General features: G+C 40.6%; 12 protein-coding genes and 1 pseudogene. 3 read left to right on the forward strand and 10 right to left on the reverse strand.

Annotation, left to right across the window (positions count from 1 at the left end):
• The first annotated feature begins 420 nt into the window (after positions 1 to 420).
• A complete protein-coding gene (locus V7K42_RS07385; protein ID WP_334914903.1) occupies positions 421 to 1,443 on the forward strand; it encodes a GGDEF domain-containing protein in 1,023 nt (340 codons plus the stop codon).
• A gap of 13 nt (positions 1,444 to 1,456) precedes the next feature.
• On the opposite strand, the gene V7K42_RS07390 is transcribed toward V7K42_RS07385, so the two are convergent.
• The gene (locus tag V7K42_RS07390) at positions 1,457 to 2,140 is read right to left on the reverse strand and encodes an ATP-dependent Zn protease (RefSeq protein ID WP_334914905.1); all 684 of its coding nucleotides are present in this window, start codon (positions 2,138 to 2,140) and stop codon (positions 1,457 to 1,459) included.
• A 460-nt stretch (positions 2,141 to 2,600) separates the two neighbouring features.
• Here V7K42_RS07390 and V7K42_RS07395 point away from each other — a divergent pair, with 460 nt between their 5' ends.
• Positions 2,601 to 3,236, forward strand: a complete 636-nt coding sequence (locus V7K42_RS07395; protein ID WP_334914907.1) for a PEP-CTERM sorting domain-containing protein — start codon at positions 2,601 to 2,603, stop codon at positions 3,234 to 3,236.
• A gap of 152 nt (positions 3,237 to 3,388) precedes the next feature.
• On the opposite strand, the gene purU is transcribed toward V7K42_RS07395, so the two are convergent.
• From purU to V7K42_RS07435, 8 genes are all read right to left on the reverse strand, one after another.
• Positions 3,389 to 4,243, reverse strand: coding sequence for a formyltetrahydrofolate deformylase (gene purU / locus V7K42_RS07400; RefSeq protein WP_334914909.1), 855 nt, complete (start codon positions 4,241 to 4,243; stop codon positions 3,389 to 3,391).
• A 24-nt stretch (positions 4,244 to 4,267) separates the two neighbouring features.
• Positions 4,268 to 4,891, reverse strand: coding sequence for a DUF4340 domain-containing protein (locus V7K42_RS07405; protein ID WP_334914910.1), 624 nt, complete (start codon positions 4,889 to 4,891; stop codon positions 4,268 to 4,270).
• Positions 4,892 to 4,961: 70 nt separating this feature from the next.
• Complete coding sequence (locus tag V7K42_RS07410; protein ID WP_334914912.1) at positions 4,962 to 6,773, reverse strand: GldG family protein; 1,812 nt, start codon at positions 6,771 to 6,773, stop codon at positions 4,962 to 4,964.
• Positions 6,774 to 6,787: 14 nt separating this feature from the next.
• Positions 6,788 to 7,600 (reverse strand): ABC transporter permease, encoded by an 813-nt coding sequence (locus tag V7K42_RS07415; protein WP_094327316.1) that lies wholly within the window; start codon positions 7,598 to 7,600, stop codon positions 6,788 to 6,790.
• Positions 7,601 to 8,605: an ABC transporter ATP-binding protein gene (locus V7K42_RS07420; RefSeq protein WP_334914914.1), complete on the reverse strand. Its 1,005-nt coding sequence runs from the start codon at positions 8,603 to 8,605 to the stop codon at positions 7,601 to 7,603. It lies immediately after the preceding gene.
• Positions 8,606 to 9,030: 425 nt separating this feature from the next.
• Positions 9,031 to 10,767, reverse strand: a complete 1,737-nt coding sequence (locus V7K42_RS07425) for a diflavin flavoprotein (protein WP_334914916.1) — start codon at positions 10,765 to 10,767, stop codon at positions 9,031 to 9,033.
• A gap of 472 nt (positions 10,768 to 11,239) precedes the next feature.
• Positions 11,240 to 11,752 (reverse strand): phosphate-starvation-inducible PsiE family protein, encoded by a 513-nt coding sequence (locus tag V7K42_RS07430; protein WP_334914918.1) that lies wholly within the window; start codon positions 11,750 to 11,752, stop codon positions 11,240 to 11,242.
• 96 nt (positions 11,753 to 11,848) lie between these two features.
• On the reverse strand, positions 11,849 to 13,579 hold the full coding sequence (locus V7K42_RS07435; protein ID WP_334914920.1) for a diflavin flavoprotein: 1,731 nt from the start codon (positions 13,577 to 13,579) through the stop codon (positions 11,849 to 11,851).
• 208 nt (positions 13,580 to 13,787) lie between these two features.
• Here V7K42_RS07435 and V7K42_RS07440 point away from each other — a divergent pair, with 208 nt between their 5' ends.
• Positions 13,788 to 14,738: a 1-aminocyclopropane-1-carboxylate deaminase/D-cysteine desulfhydrase gene (locus V7K42_RS07440; RefSeq protein WP_334914922.1), complete on the forward strand. Its 951-nt coding sequence runs from the start codon at positions 13,788 to 13,790 to the stop codon at positions 14,736 to 14,738.
• Between the two features lie 30 nt (positions 14,739 to 14,768).
• On the opposite strand, the pseudogene V7K42_RS07445 reads toward V7K42_RS07440, so the two are convergent.
• A pseudogene (locus tag V7K42_RS07445) lies at positions 14,769 to 15,341 on the reverse strand (DUF2079 domain-containing protein).
• Positions 15,342 to 15,426 lie beyond the last annotated feature (85 nt).

Raw genomic sequence — 15,426 nt, forward strand, 5'->3', positions numbered from 1 at the left:
ATCATTGAATTAAAAAACTTTATATCTTCTTAATTTTCTACCTAAAAAGAAATTTAGTTACCTAATGTGACAGTTATTACAAACTATTTGTTTTGGTAATTTTATCAGGTAAATAACACTTAAGAAACTACAGCAATAGTTTTTATACATCTAAATAATGTTCAGTATTTTTACTGTTTGAAAAATATTCTGTAAGGAAGACATTAGTTGTCAGAAGTAGATATTTTAGAAACTGTATGAGTAAAGATAATATCTTAAAAGGAGATTAAATTTGGAAAAATAATGTAGTTCAGTGTTCAAAAAATAATATATCAAGAAATACAACTCAGCCTAAAAAATCATATTTAGCATTAGGCAACAATAGCAGCATGTTACTCAAATTAATTTCTTTAAAATTTAAATAGGATAAAAAATAAAGCAATGAATATTTCTATTCTGGTCTTTGGAAAAAATAATTTTATCGCCACACTTCCAGATCAGATCCGTTATGCGACTGCTTTTCATGTAGAAGATATGGACAATCTGAATCAAGCAGTGTCGTGGATTAAAACAACGCCCCCCGATATAATACTTGTGCAGGCTAGTCTTGATGGCAGTATGGAACTGTGCAGTTGGTTGAAAGACCAGACAAAACTATCTTGGATATACTGCATTCTTTTCGAGGATCGTTCCCAACAACTTACTGATAGAAATAAGGGTTGGCACAGAGAATTAGAGATGAGCGCTGCGGCCCTAAAGCAAGGAGCTGATGCTTATATTTGGCATCTTATCGATCAAAAAACAGATCATAATTTGGCAGAGTTGACTGCTAATCATGGATTAATACTTGCTCAATTGACTGTTGGCTTGCGAAAAGCACAAAAATATCGAGATTTGATTCGGACAAATGATATGTTATCAGCGATCGCCTTAGCTGATTCGTTGACAGAATTAAATAATCGTCGTGCTTTAGAATGGGACTTACCGAGGCAAATTGAAAGAGCTAGAATTCAAAAAACTTCTCTGAGTTTGATTATTCTAGATGTAGATCATTTCAAAAAAGTTAATGATACTCACGGACATTTAGTAGGCGATCGCATTTTACAAGTATTATGTCAGCGTCTGCGCCACAATCTGCGTTGTCAAGATACAGCATTTCGCTATGGTGGCGAAGAGTTTGTGATTCTTTTGGCTAACACTACTGATGAGGAAGCACTATTAGTAGCCCGTCGTCTTAATCGCGTAGTCAGCGAGGAACCATTTGCACTCAGTAATAAACTGACAATTAATATCACTATCAGTCTAGGTACAGCTAGTCTGCAAGCTGATGATGATGAACAAGGAGAGAGTCTACTGAATCGCGCCGATCAGTATCTGTTACAGGCTAAAAATGCTGGGCGTAATCGAGTTATTCACTCGAAGTACTTATCTCATGTCTCACATTTAAAAGCTGTTTCTTCATAAAAGTAGGGATTTGTCATTTGTCATTCCCCATTCCTAACTCAGCATGACAATCTTCTACCGAAGCGCGTTGTCGCATGGCATTAACTAAAGCTTCATAACTAGACCAATTTTCTTGCAGTAGGGTTTTTGCTTGGAGGGCATGAAACCGCAGTTTATGTTGATAAACTGATTCAGAAAAGCCCAAAATTGTCAAGACTCCTATCAGCTTGCTTTTATCATCAGCACCACCCTCAGCATTATTAAAAACTAGGGTTTCAGCAGCAATACCCGCCATCCAAACAGTGGAGTAGCGGTCTAGCATTTGGGCGGTGATTTTACCCACTTCTAATTGAGATGCTAATTCGCGATCGTCAAAGCTAACACCACCTTGCCCAGGTTGCCCCTGTTTCCAGGCTTCCCAAGCGCTGAGTGTGTAGCCGGTAACGGGAATCCCCAGCAGGTAAGCAACCAAAAAATGCCCTGCTTCGTGGTGGACGATGCGATCGCGGTGTTCGCTTGAAAAACCAGCAATCCAATCTAAAAAGATAGTACCACCCTTGCCTTGCAAGCTAAAACTATCTAACGTCGCTATGCCTAAGATGGTGAAAGTAGCAAGTGCCGGCACTGCTGGCGATAAATTTAAGAATGGCCCCAGCAGTACCGATAGGGTCATGAGAAAGATAGATATTGCAACTAAATTTAAAGTAGTCTGGCTCATTGAGAGTTTTTTGAGTGCAGCTTAATATTTCATTATAAAGCGATGTCTACGACAGGCGGAGATACAGCATAACTTCTGTATCAACGACCTTTATCAATCTCCTGAAACAGCCTGTTAACTAGCCGATAAGCATCCCATTAAATTAATGCATATCGGTAAATTGAGTTAAACAATAAGAGTCATTTAAGAAATTACAATTATCTGAAACCAAGGCTTGTTACCAATAAGATTAGCGTATAATTTAATTCAGTTTGACTTGATTAAATATCTCAAAAAAAAATCATAGATTTTGGAGATATTTTTGTTTCTTTTTAGCAAACAATACAAATGCATAAGTTTTATCATTCAGTAACAAAATCTTATTTATCTATATAAATAGGTATATTTGGTGTTATACTACCATTTGTTTTGGATTGCACTGTAGCTTAACTCAATTGACAGGAGCCGATTCTTCCTGACTATGCTGAAAACAATTGCACTGAAAAGTTCCATGAAAACTCTAGCTCTACTATCTGTCACAGCCTTCGGCGCAACATCTGGATTAGTTTTCGGCACAATGCAAGCTGCCTCTGCTTTAAGTTGGAACTGGAATTATTCTGGTACTGGCATAGCAGCAAACGGTACTTTCACAACAAACAATACCCCTAACAATTTAGGTTTTTACCTGATTTCTGGAATTACTGGTACACGAAATGGTGAAACAATTACTGGTCTACAACCTGCCGGAACTCCAATACCAGGGAACGAACCTTTTAATGTTGACAATTTAATTAGTCTTAATACTCAGCAGTTAACAATTGATGGTTTTGGGTATTCTACATCGGGGGGAAACTATTCTAGTCCGTTTTTCGCTAACTTTTTGCCAACACCGGGTTATTTAGAGGTTTTTTCTGCACCGCCAATTACACTAGGGTCGGAAAATTTTGGGACGGAAGATAGTGAGTTACCCATTAGTTTTTCTGCAACCATAATCACTGTTCCTGAACCCACCTCAATTCTTAGCTTACTCGCTCTCGGTACTCTCTGCGCTGGTTCAGCACTCAAACGGAATAAGCTATCCAAATTCACTGAGAAGAAGCTAAAAAAAGTTTCCTAAGAACATACAGAAATCTTCAGCTAATCAAACCTTAGCGTGGGTTAACACAGATGTCATTGATGTTAGTGTCAGCATAAGTTCTATCAAATAGAATTCGCGGCTACACAAAAAAATCTGCATGTGCAGAGTAACACAAAATTAAATTTTAAAAATCACTCAAATACCACTGTCCTATTTCCATAGACTAATACACGATTTTGTAAGTGCGATCGCACTGCTCTTGCTAATACAACTCTCTCCAAATCTTTGCCTTTTCTCACCAAATCATCTACTTCATCACGGTGACTAACTCGCACTACATCCTGTTCAATAATTGGCCCTGCATCTAAATCAGCAGTGGCATAATACGCCGTCGCACCAATAATTTTTACCCCACGTTCAAAAGCTCGGTGATAGGGATTTGCACCGATAAAAGCTGGTAAAAATGAATGATGTATATTAATAATTTGTGGAAATTGATTAATAAAATCTGCACTAACAATTTGCATATATTTCGCCAATACAACTAAATCTATTTTGTACTGGTGGAGTAATTCTAGTTGTTGGGCTTCTTGTTCTGATTTATTGTCTTTAGTAATATTAACGTGCTGAAAGTCGATATTAAATTGTTCTACAACTACCTTTAAATTAGAATGGTTACTTATAATTAAAGGAATTTCAGCCACAAATTCTTTAGCGTGTTGTCTCCAAATTAAATCAAATAGACAATGGTCTTGCCGACTTACCCAAATAGCAATGCGTGGTACTGTATCAGAAAAACGTATTTCCCACTTTGCACTAAGAGGTTGAGCAATGGAATTAAAAGCCGGAGCAATAAATTCTCGCGGTAAATTAAACCCCTCTAGCTGCCATTCAATGCGGGTGATAAATAACCCAGCAGCAAAATCTGTATGCTGATCTGCATGAATAATATTACCACCGTTAGAATAGATGAAATTGGCAAATTTTGCCACCAGTCCCCGTTGATCTGGGCAGGAAATCAGCAATGTTGCTGTCGGATTTGTCATAATATCGCCAGATTTTGTAATTAATTATTTGCTATTTATCGGACTTGGTTTAGGAATGGTGAGCGGAGGTAGTTTCTGACTATTATCTACCGGTTGCTGCCACTCTGATAAATCCCGATTCACGGCATTTGCAAAATCTGTAGATACCAACAGCACATTTATATTTCCATCGGGTTTAGCAGGCGCATCAGCTTGAGCATACAAGAAACGACCGTTAAAGTTAGATTTACCCAAAATCAACTGATGGCTTTGTCTGTTTTTTAGGGTGATATTGATGGTTGCTGGGGGTTTATCTAGGGCAAATTGTCCAAGTTCTTTTGTTGGAGTTGATAAGGTGCGATCGCTATTACCTTTGACCAACAAATCCATTAAATAAGAAACAATGGCATCATTGGCTGGGCCCGATATGGGAGATTTGATTACCCACTTGGGGTTACTAGGTTCAGGGTTACGTTCTAAATTCAGGGTGAGTTTTTTTGTCTTGACTGTTAGAGATTGCACATCATCTGCGGCAAAAGAGAAAATTTTCTGCTTTTGTTCCTTGACTTCTTCTCGCACAGTCGCACCCCGAATTTCATGGAAGTAAACAAAAGCGCCTAAACCCAGCATTAGCAGTATCAAAATTAAAGTCGTTCTCGGCAATTTCATTTTTTAGTCATTTGTCATTTGTTATTGGTGAAGAGTTAGTATTTATAACTCCTAACTCCTAACTCACTTTTTACCGTCGTTTCCACCAGATAATAACTGCGATCGCAAACCCAATTAAAGGCAAAATTAACAGAGATGACAATATTAAAAAATTACCTTGTGTGGTTGTCAGGCTTATCCGACGGTTTTTCGGTTCTTTGGGGCGAATGGAAAGGGGTTGCTGATCCTGTTGACTAAGCCAAGTAACTGAGTTGAGGAATACATCCCCATTTAATTGCTGTTGAAACAAGCCATCGGTGGCGAAATTGGAATTTCCTAAAACTACTAAGCGTGATTCGGTAGCTGTTTGAGATGAAGGAGTTGGAGAAGTAGTAGCCGCAGATGTGGGAGTGGGGGTAGCTTTACCTTGGGTGGTTGGTGATGGCAAAGGTGAAGCTTGCGGAGTGCTGCGGGAGGTGGAAGGAGTGGGGCTAGCTTTGCCTTTAGTAGTTGGTGATGGCAGGGGTGAAGCTTGCAAAGTACTGCGGGAGGCGGAAGGAGTGGGGCTAGTTTTGTTTTGAGTGGTTGGTGATGGTAGGGGTGAAGGTGTCGGTGCAGCTTGGGGAATGGAAGCAGATTTAGCTGCTTGTTTTCTTGTTAAAGCAACACCCAAGGTTAAAGGCCCTTTTAGGTCTTTACCTTCATTAAACTCTAATTTTTCGCTTTGGAGGTCGCTTTCTGCCCAACTGCTGGGATAGGGTTTAGTTCGTAGCAGTGGAGTAGCCTGAACACCAGGTACAGAGGTAATTTCCAGTGGTCGGGAAATCGGATAAAAAGAATTACCGTTACCGAAATCTTTGGTAATTGGATGTTGACCGTATGCTGTGACTAAGGGTGCAGCAGGGCCAAGTCCTACGACGCTTTCGCCAGAGACATCGACTGCTAAACGATTATCCAGACGAACACCCCACTCTTGTAGCAAGCTGTTAAGTTTGGGATCGGTATTCGGATCGATCATCAGCAGTAAGTTACCGCCGCGATTAAGATATTCTTGCAAAGCTTTGACTTCGCCTTCAAATAGTCCTCGCTTGGGGCCAGCTACTATTACTACAGCCGCATCTTGAGGAACTTTAGAAGTTTCTCCTAAATTCAAGGGTGATGTTGTGAAATTTTTGTCACCTAATCCCTGAACTGCTTGTGATATTGCATCTTTACCAGGCGAAAGTTGGCGTTCGCCATGACCTTGCAGTAAGTAAACTTTGGCTGTGGTTGAATTTGTTAGTTGTTGCAGCCGACTAGTTAATCTAATTTCTGACAAACGCTCATTTTGATTTACTGTTTGTACTAATTGCCGTTTATCTCCAGATTCTAAATAAACTTCCCCATAATCTTTGACACCAAACTTTTCTGCAAGTCCTGGTCTAGCTTGTGGGTCGATGTATTCATATTTAAATTTTGAGCTTTGCCGTTGATAATTTTCTAGTAATTCTCGGTCTTGGGGATTTTGGTTAATATCAAATACCCACACTTTAACTGGTTGTGGTAAAACACTCACTAATTCTCGTGACTGAGGCGCAAGGGTAAATAATTGACTTTCTGTTAAGTCTGCCCGCAAGTGGTAGCGAGTACCTAAAAAGTTAATCAATCCCAAAATTGCCAACACTGCTAAAGTTGCTACTAAGGCATTAGTTCCGGCTTGGGTAGAACGACGTTTCCACCAGTTAGTCTCATAGCTTTGCCATATTATTCCAAACCCACTAATGGCAATTCCCGCAATCATAAATGCTAATGGAATTAATCCCCACTGTTCAGAGACTAACCCAACTGTTAAGCCAACGGCAATTAGGAACGGGCCAAACCAAAACAAATATTTCCACAGTTTCTTTTTTGCAACTATCTTCATAATTTGTCAAATGACTATTGCCTTTGAAAGCGCAGTGCATCAATTGATTGGGCGGTGAGAAAGATGCCCAAAAAAATGTAACTGGCGAATAAAATTAAGGCGCTGGTATCAAAAATTCCTTGAATTAAGGTGTTGTAATTTTTCAGCAACGACAGATAACCTAAAGCTTCACCTACTGGGCCAGGGACAATTCTGGCGATTAAATCAATTAATAACAATAATAAAATTACTGCAAATGTGAAGACAGCAGACAGAATTGTACTGTCTGTTAAGGAGGAAATAAACATTCCTACAGATAAAATTGCTGCTGCTAGTAAGATTAATCCAAAATGACCCAGCAAGGGAATTGAGAATGCCATTGGTGGATTCGATCCACTGATTGCGATCGCCTCCAACACTAGCATGGGTACAACCATCGTGGTAAAAAATGTTAGCACGCCTAATAACTTACCTACTGCTACTGCCCAATTGGTGATTGGTGACGTGGCTAATAGTTCTAAAGTGCCGCGCTTCCGTTCTTCGGCATAAAGTCCCATTGAGAGAATCGGCAAGATAAATAACAATAGCCACCCCATACGATCCAAAAATGCTCGGACAAATTCGTAGGGGACATCAATCGGCGGTGTTGGCACTCCGAGTTGTTGCCCTTGTGCATCTATTGCCGCAACTCCTACCAAAATGCCGTCTGGCCCTAGCAAAATCATCACGAAGAATAATCCGGCGATGAACCAAAATATGCCTGCGATCGCATAAGCTAAAGGCGATACAAAATAACTCTGTAACTCTCGGCGATAAATGGCAATAATATTACTCAGCACTATACCCATTTACGCTGCTTCTCCTTCTTTGTCTGCTGCTAAGTCTACCTCAGGATCGAAATTTTTTTCTTCTGTGGTTAGTTGCAAGAATACATCTTCTAAGGTAGCGTTGACTCGCCGCAGTTCATGTAAACCAAATCCTGCACGCACTAATGTGGCAACAATATCTTTTCCTGGTTCTTTTCCCGGTTGCGATATCACGCGTAGGTAAGCGCGATTTGTCTGCGGTTGATGTCCTCCGGCTGTGGGAATCGATTCTATCAAACTCACACCTGGAACATTTTGCAATACCTGTTTCGCTAGGGCGGCTTCTCCTTCTATTTCTAATTCATACCCTGAGCCACCTGTCAACTGAGTCATCAAGTTTTCTGGTGTATTCGTTGCCACAACTTTACCGCGATTGATGATGGCGACGCGGCTACAAGTCATGCTCACTTCTGGCAGAATGTGCGTGGAAAGGATAATTGTGTGAGTACCAGCGAGGCTTTTAATTAAATTCCGCACCTCAATTATTTGTCGAGGATCGAGTCCAACGGTGGGTTCATCGAGAATAATCGCTGGTGGATCGTGGACGATCGCTTGAGCAATTCCGACACGTTGGCGGTATCCTTTAGAGAGTTTGCGAATAATTACCCGCTGCTTATCTTCTAAGTTGCAGCGTTTGATGGCGGCTAATACCTTGTTAGCGCGATCGCCTGCTGGAACTCCCTTAATTTGGGCGACAAAATGCAAAAATCCCTCAACCGTCATATCTGGATATAACGGCGGTGTTTCGGGTAAGTAACCAATTCGTTGGCGCACAGCCAGGGAATTTTCATGGACATCATAACCAGCAATTCGGGCATTTCCATTTGTTGCCGGTAAATAACCAGCCAGAATCCGCATGGTTGTGGTTTTTCCAGCGCCATTGGGGCCAAGAAGCCCTAAAATTTCCCCAGGTTCGACGCTAAAAGTAACATCAGTAATCGCTGGGGTGGAGCCGTATATTTTACTTAGATGTTCAACTTCGATCATCGGTATAGTGGCGATCGCAATTTATAAGATACCCAACAATCTTAGATCGCAATATTGGGTATAGGGGATTGGCACAAAGATTAGCTGACAACGGGTAAAGTTCCTAAAAAACGTCAAAACAATTGCATTGTTAGCCGGAACAATGGCATTGTTAGCCGAAACAATCGTATTGTCAGCCGGAACAATGGCATTATCAGCCAAAACAATCGTATTGTCAGCCGGAACAATAGCATGTCATCTGAAACAATCATATTGTTACGCAAAACAATGCCATTGTCAGCCGGAACAATGGCATTGTTAGTCAAAACAATAAGATTCTTTAAAAGACTTGTGTGTACACCCTAGCCTTACAGAAGAATCGACGTACTCGCTTTCGTTTCCAAGAGTGCGTGGAAAAATTAAACCCAAGACGAATTACAAATTAGTTAATAATAGCTGCCAGATTTCCGATGCTCCAAAGCAGTAACACCATTATTTTCCAACACTTCACCGTGATTGATGACGGCATAAATTAACCATCTATCGCCACATTCAAGCTGATTTTGCACTGTACATTCTAAATAGGCTAATGCCTCATTCAAAATCAAACAACCATTATCAGCAGTTTTTGTAGCAAGATTTGCAAAGGGATTATCGCCTAAAGTGCTATGACGAGAAAAATAGCGGCGCACATTTCTTCCTTCTTTGAGGATATTCAGCACAAATTTATCACCAGGATGATGCATTAACTCTGCATTCTGCTCGTTAGCGATCGCAATCATAATTCCTGGTGGGTTAAAAGTTGCCTGAGATACCCAAGAAGTTAAAACCCCTTTGTGAGTTTCTTCATCACGAGTTGTCACAACACACAGAGAACCAACAATCCGCCCTACCGCTTGTTCGGTACGATCTACATGAGTTTCTGTCACAACCTGGCGAGAACTACGCAGCTTTTTAGTTTTCTTCAAGTTTTGGGCAAAGAAAGCCCCTGCTTCTTGACACTGCTGAAGAATCTCAGGAGTAGGGCTGAAACGCACGCGAATTGTTTCAAACCCTAGTTGATAATTAGCATCTTTGAGCTTGCTTTCGATTAAATCTATTGCCTCTCCACTCCAACCATAAGAACCAAACACCCCTGCTAACTTAGTTTTAGCCGCCACAGAGAGAACTATTCCTAAAGCTGTTTGAATTTGAGTCGGTGCATGGCCGCCTAATGTGGGTGAACCGATAATCAAGCCGTCGCAAGTTTCGACAATGCGGTTAATCTCAGCAGAATCGGCTAATTCACAGTTGATTGATTGTACATTTACGCCATTTTGGATTAAACCTTGTGCGATCGCATTTGCCATAATTGCTGTATTTCCATAAGCAGAAGCATAAAGCAAAGCGACACTCAATTCTTGAGATTTTTGTCCTTGACACCATTGACGGTAATCATAAGTAAAACGGCTGAGGCTGTAACGGACAACTGGCCCGTGTGCTGGGGCATAACATCTGGCTCCCAAAACCGAGATTTTATCTAAAGCTACTTCAACTTGTTTGGCTTGGGGCGCATGGAGACATTCAAAATAATAACGACGTTCCGCATCTAATCCCTTCCAATCTTCATCAAATAAAGGATCTTCGCAAATATGAGCGCCGAAAAGTTTATCTGTGTAGAGAATTTTTGTTGCAGAATCATAAGTACAAAGTCCATCCGCCCACCGGGGAGTTGGTACGGTGACAAATGATAGAAGATGTCCTTGTCCTAAATCTAGAGTATCCTGCGATCGCATCGCTTGAATAGGTGATTCAAATTCGGGAAAAGCGCTTTTGAGAGCATTGGCGGCGGGGCGAGAACAAATTAGAGTAGCTTGAGGAACCAGAGAGAGCAATACTTGTAAGGTTGCTCTGCGGTTGGGGTTGACATGACTGAGAACAATGTAATCTAGGGTAATGAAATCTAGACGTTGTGCAAGTTGCTCAAGGTAAATTTCGGTAAACGATTCGCCGGGAGGGTCAATTAAAGCCTTTTTATCAGCTTGAATCAGATAAGAATTCGCTGTAGTTCCCCGTTGGCGGGAATACTCCACCTCAAATTTTAGTCTGTCCCAAGTCCGCGATCGTAAAATCAGAGTATTTTTACCAATTTCAGCAACTTGTACATCTCTGCTATGGTTGGGCGTTAATGTTGCAACAGACATAATAATCTCTTTTAATTGGGAATTGGAAATTGGGAATTGGGCATGGCGCACAAGAGGCAGTACTTCTCTACGAGACGCTGCGCGAACGGCTTCGCTCAGTAACCGGGAGCAGAGGGGAAAGAGGTAATTTTTTATTAGACCTTTTGCATAAGTAGAATAGACCCCCTTAATCCCCCGATATATTGGGGGGAAACTTGAAATTTTGCGCCCTCCTCTTCACAAGGCTACGGTGTACACACAAGTCTTCTAGAGTTGCCTCATAAGCTTTTGATCCCCCCAACCCCCCGATAAATTGGGGGGCAAAAGTTTCTTAAAGTCCCCCAATTTATCGGGGGATTTAGGGGGATCTCCAACGATTTTGGATTTGTACAGAGATGTGTGTATACCGTAGCCTTCACAAGGGGAGGGGTGATTCAAGGATTGTTGCAAGAGGTCTATTCTCTCCCCTGCTCCCCTGCCCCCCTGCTTCCTATTAATGACCATTGGTTTGTGTTAATTCAGACTTAGGTCGGCTTCTATAGCGTTTAGATATTTCTTGTTCTGGGTCGATACCTTCAAAGGTAGGGGGTAGCCAAACTCGGAGGAACTGTAGTATTCCCAGGACTAATAAAAAGGCACAAGTTGCTAAAATTTGACTCCAATTAGTTTCTAGAATACCTTTAACAATTACTTCTCGCAAAGCGGAAACAATAGAAACTTCAACAGCTACCCCAATTGATACGCGATGTTCTTGTAGGTAAATAATCAGCAATCGGAATAGCTCGACTAAGATAAGTAAAAAGAGAATATCGGCAGTCACAGCATGAAAATCTAGAGGTGGAAGTAAGGAGAGAAACATATCTCTCACCTGAAGTACCATGAAGCTAAATAAACCGATGCACAGAGAAATTACAATTAAATCTTGGATAAATTCCAAGCTTCGCACAACGCGCCCTCGATTAATTTCGTACATACTAATTGAGGTATCTTCAACAGATTTATACATAGTTTTCTGGGAGTGAAGAGTTAGAATTGAGGAGTTGTGAAAAGGAGGAAGACAAGCAAAATAACCAATAACTAATGACCAATGAACAATGACTAATTAGTAATGATTGCCAATTTTGCGGTGATGGGCGGCAGTAAGTGCATTTAGTTTGGCGACTCTTCCAGTTTGGACTGTGCTATAAATTACCCAATGATCTCCACAATCCATACGGCTAGTAATTTCACATTCCATGTAAGCTAGAGCTTCAGCTAAAACCGGCGATTCATTTTTAGCTGGATATGTTTTCACCCCAGCAAATCTATCTGCACCAGGAGCGAAACGCTTGAGGAAATGTTTCATTAATCCTTGATATTTGCCCTCTTCTAAAACATTTAGAACAAAGCGATCGCCAACGTGCATCAAGGATTCAATTGCCCGGTCTTTGGATACTGCGATCGCAACTCCTAAAGGCTCAAGACTGGCTTGTGTCACCCAAGAAGCCAACATCGCACTCTGAATTTCCCCTTTTTTGGCGGTGATGATGTATAATCCTGTGGTAATCCGCCCTAAAGCTTTCTCTAACTCGGTATTGATAGATTTGATCTGTTTAATGGTGCGATCGCGATTCAACCATTGACCTAAATCTGTCCCTGCTTCATCACAAAGCTGTTCCGTCGCTTGAGTAGGAATTTCCTTAACTAAGATAGGAGGAAAAGCTTCAGTTAATCCCAGTTCTTGAAACTTATTACGTAAAGGATAAATTGGTTCATCTTCTCCACCTCCAGACTCTAATAAACCAATTGCCTGTTTCTTGTGAACAGCAGCTAAAATAGTGCTTAAAGCCGCTTGAACCATCACCGAAGATTGGGGTGGCATCGCAATTACTAAACCAGAAGATTGTGCCACTAACTCTCGAACTTCTTGAGGCTCAGAACTATTAAGAGGAACTAATTCTACCGCCGCACCTGTTTTCGCGCATCCATGAGCTATGGTACGGACTAACTGCTCGCTATAACCATAATCTTCAACATAAAATAGAGCTATTAATGTCTCTGTTTTTGCTTGCTCTAAACTCCAGTTTTGATACCGCCCAAGCCATTCGGGGATATAATGTTGTAATAAAGGGCCATGTCCTGTAGCAACTGTTGTTATTTCTAATTTTTCAATCCGTTTTAAAGCTGCCAAGACAGACCGAGCATTGGGACCCATCAGACAATCATAATAATATTGAAAGTCTTCCTCAAGTAAGGTGAGATTTTCATCATAGGTGTGGTCATCACAGTAGTGCATCCCAAACACATCACAGGTGTAGAGAGTACTAGTTTTGCGATCGTAAGTAAAGATTGTGTCAGGCCAGTGTAAGTTAGGTGCAGAGATAAATTCTAATTCGTGCCCGTTACCTAAATCTAATCGTTCTCCACTTTTCACCTGCATTGATTTAAAAGGCTGGTGAACCATATTTTCTAAAAATTGAATAGCTACCTTAGCACCGACAATAGTAATGGAAGGAGCTAATTGCAGAATATTTTTTACTAAGCCACTGTGGTCTGGTTCTGTGTGGCTAAGAATTAAGTAATCTATTTTAGTTGGATCGATTAATCCCACCACTATCTCAAGATATAATTGCTCGAACTTACGGTGAGATGTGTCAACTAAGGCAACCTTTTCTCCCTGAATTAAGAAAGAATTATAAGTCGTACCATTCCGTAGACCAAACTCGACATCAAAACGTTCTCTATCCCAGTCTAGACAACGAATAGCAGTCGTTTGAGGAGCAATTTCAACAGTTTCAACTGTCAAACGTCCTGGGTTGGGAGTAACTTGAGTGGGCTGTATGAGTGCGACCATTTGTTTTCTCCAAAAAGATTGTTATATGAAGCGAGCTTGATGTTTCTTATATTTACCTGAAATACTCAATTAGTAAAATGCTAATTTCTAAAGCTAATCATCAGAAACTTTTATTCATCATTTAGATTGATTTACCATTGAATTACTCAATGTTTACCATCAATAATGAATGTGAGAAAATGTAAATAATCAGTTAGAATCTTTACGGATGTCGTTAATATTTTTTCCTCCTCCCATACAAAAAATCAACAGCGAAATCGCCCGTCACGCTGGTGTCGATCTGTATGTGCTGCGCCTGGATTTGATGCACCCGTTGGTTAACGGCAACAAATGGTTCAAGCTGAAATACAATCTTTTAGAGGCCAAGGAGAAACATTTCACGACACTGCTAACCTTTGGCGGTGCTTATTCCAATCACATCTATGCAACTGCGGCGGCTGGTAATCTTTTCGGTTTTCGTACCATTGGTGTAATTCGTGGAGAAGAGACGCTACCACTAAACCCGACGCTGAGTTTTGCTGTCCAACAGGGTATGCAGCTTGTATACCTTAACCGCGAAATGTATCGACAGCGCAACACAGCAGCGCTACAGGAATATCTGCAACAACGCCTCGGTGAGGTGTTTATCATTCCCGAAGGCGGGAGTAATTTAAATGGTGTGCGCGGCTGTACAGAGATAATTGGCGATGCGATGCCTACGGGTGGCTACGCCTACGCATTTAATCGTGTATGCGTAGCCTGCGGTACAGCTACCACACTAGCGGGGATTACGCTTTCGTTGTATGAAGGACAAAGAGCGATCGCTTTTCCTGTATTAAAAAATGGGGCATTTCTTGCACAAGAAATCGAAAGTTTATTGACAAATTACCTCGCCTCTGGTTTATCCACACCATATAGTTCTCCCGCTTCCTGGGAATTGGTATGTGATTACCACTTTGGCGGCTATGCAAAGGTGAATGATAAGCTGCTACTGTTCAGCCAGCAGTTCACACAGGAACATGGCATACCCCTTGATTACGTGTATACTGCCAAAATGTTTTACGGAGTGATGGATTTACTAAAACAGGGATTTTTTTGTAAAGGCGATCGCTTGCTGCTGGTACACACAGGCGGCTTACAGGGTAACGTTGGCATGGAGGAGCGATATCTGCAACATTAAACATACTTTATGCAAAGGAAAATTTCTGTATCATACCTTTACAAACAAATAAACGTCACTAGCTTCGTACACAAGTTTAAAACTAGAACTGTTTCTCAGTTGGTATATTAAATCAGGATTAAACTCAGGTTTATTATTTATTAAATATAAAACTATGTATTTAAAGATTTCATTATCTTTTTCCAACTTCCATTCTTGATTAATTAACTTAATAGTTTGACGTTTAGCTAAATGGGGAGCGATATTTGCTGTAGTTAAAACACTTTCCTTAGTTTTAACTAAGCTTACAGCAGTATATAGAGAAGGAAGATTAGGTAAATTTGATAAATAACGGGTTACGAAAAAATCATATTTAGCTAAAACTAAAAAAGAAACAATAGCAGAGATTATTAATATTTTAGGTTTCAACCAACGCCTCTTATTTTCTTGCTGATATTCTTTCAGAGAATATATTAGTCATACAATAATGAAAGGGAAAATGGGTAATGAGTAATGATGAACTAAATCTCGTTGTGACGCATAATCAGAAATAATATTTAATAATAACATAGGTGAAGCAGGGATTAAAGCTAGTATCTGCTTCCAATGTAATCCAATAGACATCTCCGAAAACGTTCAAAGCCTTTATGGGGCTAGACTATAGCCCCTAAACGCAATCATTCTAAATTAGCTAGTCTGTACGAAAAAA

Origin of the sequence: Nostoc sp., assembly GCF_036917455.1 — a bacterium.
In the GTDB taxonomy this organism is placed as follows: domain Bacteria; phylum Cyanobacteriota; class Cyanobacteriia; order Cyanobacteriales; family Nostocaceae; genus Nostoc.

Excerpts from the sequence above, each read along its gene's own strand:
- V7K42_RS07385 (WP_334914903.1), top strand. The coding sequence starts at position 421 with ATGAATATTTCTATTCTGGTCTTTGGAAAAAATAATTTTATCGCCACA.
- V7K42_RS07390 (WP_334914905.1), bottom strand. The coding sequence starts at position 2,140 with ATGAGCCAGACTACTTTAAATTTAGTTGCAATATCTATCTTTCTCATG.
- V7K42_RS07395 (WP_334914907.1), top strand. The coding sequence starts at position 2,601 with ATGCTGAAAACAATTGCACTGAAAAGTTCCATGAAAACTCTAGCTCTA.
- purU (WP_334914909.1), bottom strand. The coding sequence starts at position 4,243 with ATGACAAATCCGACAGCAACATTGCTGATTTCCTGCCCAGATCAACGG.
- V7K42_RS07405 (WP_334914910.1), bottom strand. The coding sequence starts at position 4,891 with ATGAAATTGCCGAGAACGACTTTAATTTTGATACTGCTAATGCTGGGT.
- V7K42_RS07410 (WP_334914912.1), bottom strand. The coding sequence starts at position 6,773 with ATGAAGATAGTTGCAAAAAAGAAACTGTGGAAATATTTGTTTTGGTTT.
- V7K42_RS07415 (WP_094327316.1), bottom strand. The coding sequence starts at position 7,600 with ATGGGTATAGTGCTGAGTAATATTATTGCCATTTATCGCCGAGAGTTA.
- V7K42_RS07420 (WP_334914914.1), bottom strand. The coding sequence starts at position 8,605 with ATGATCGAAGTTGAACATCTAAGTAAAATATACGGCTCCACCCCAGCG.
- V7K42_RS07425 (WP_334914916.1), bottom strand. The coding sequence starts at position 10,767 with ATGTCTGTTGCAACATTAACGCCCAACCATAGCAGAGATGTACAAGTT.
- V7K42_RS07430 (WP_334914918.1), bottom strand. The coding sequence starts at position 11,752 with ATGTATAAATCTGTTGAAGATACCTCAATTAGTATGTACGAAATTAAT.
- V7K42_RS07435 (WP_334914920.1), bottom strand. The coding sequence starts at position 13,579 with ATGGTCGCACTCATACAGCCCACTCAAGTTACTCCCAACCCAGGACGT.
- V7K42_RS07440 (WP_334914922.1), top strand. The coding sequence starts at position 13,788 with ATGTCGTTAATATTTTTTCCTCCTCCCATACAAAAAATCAACAGCGAA.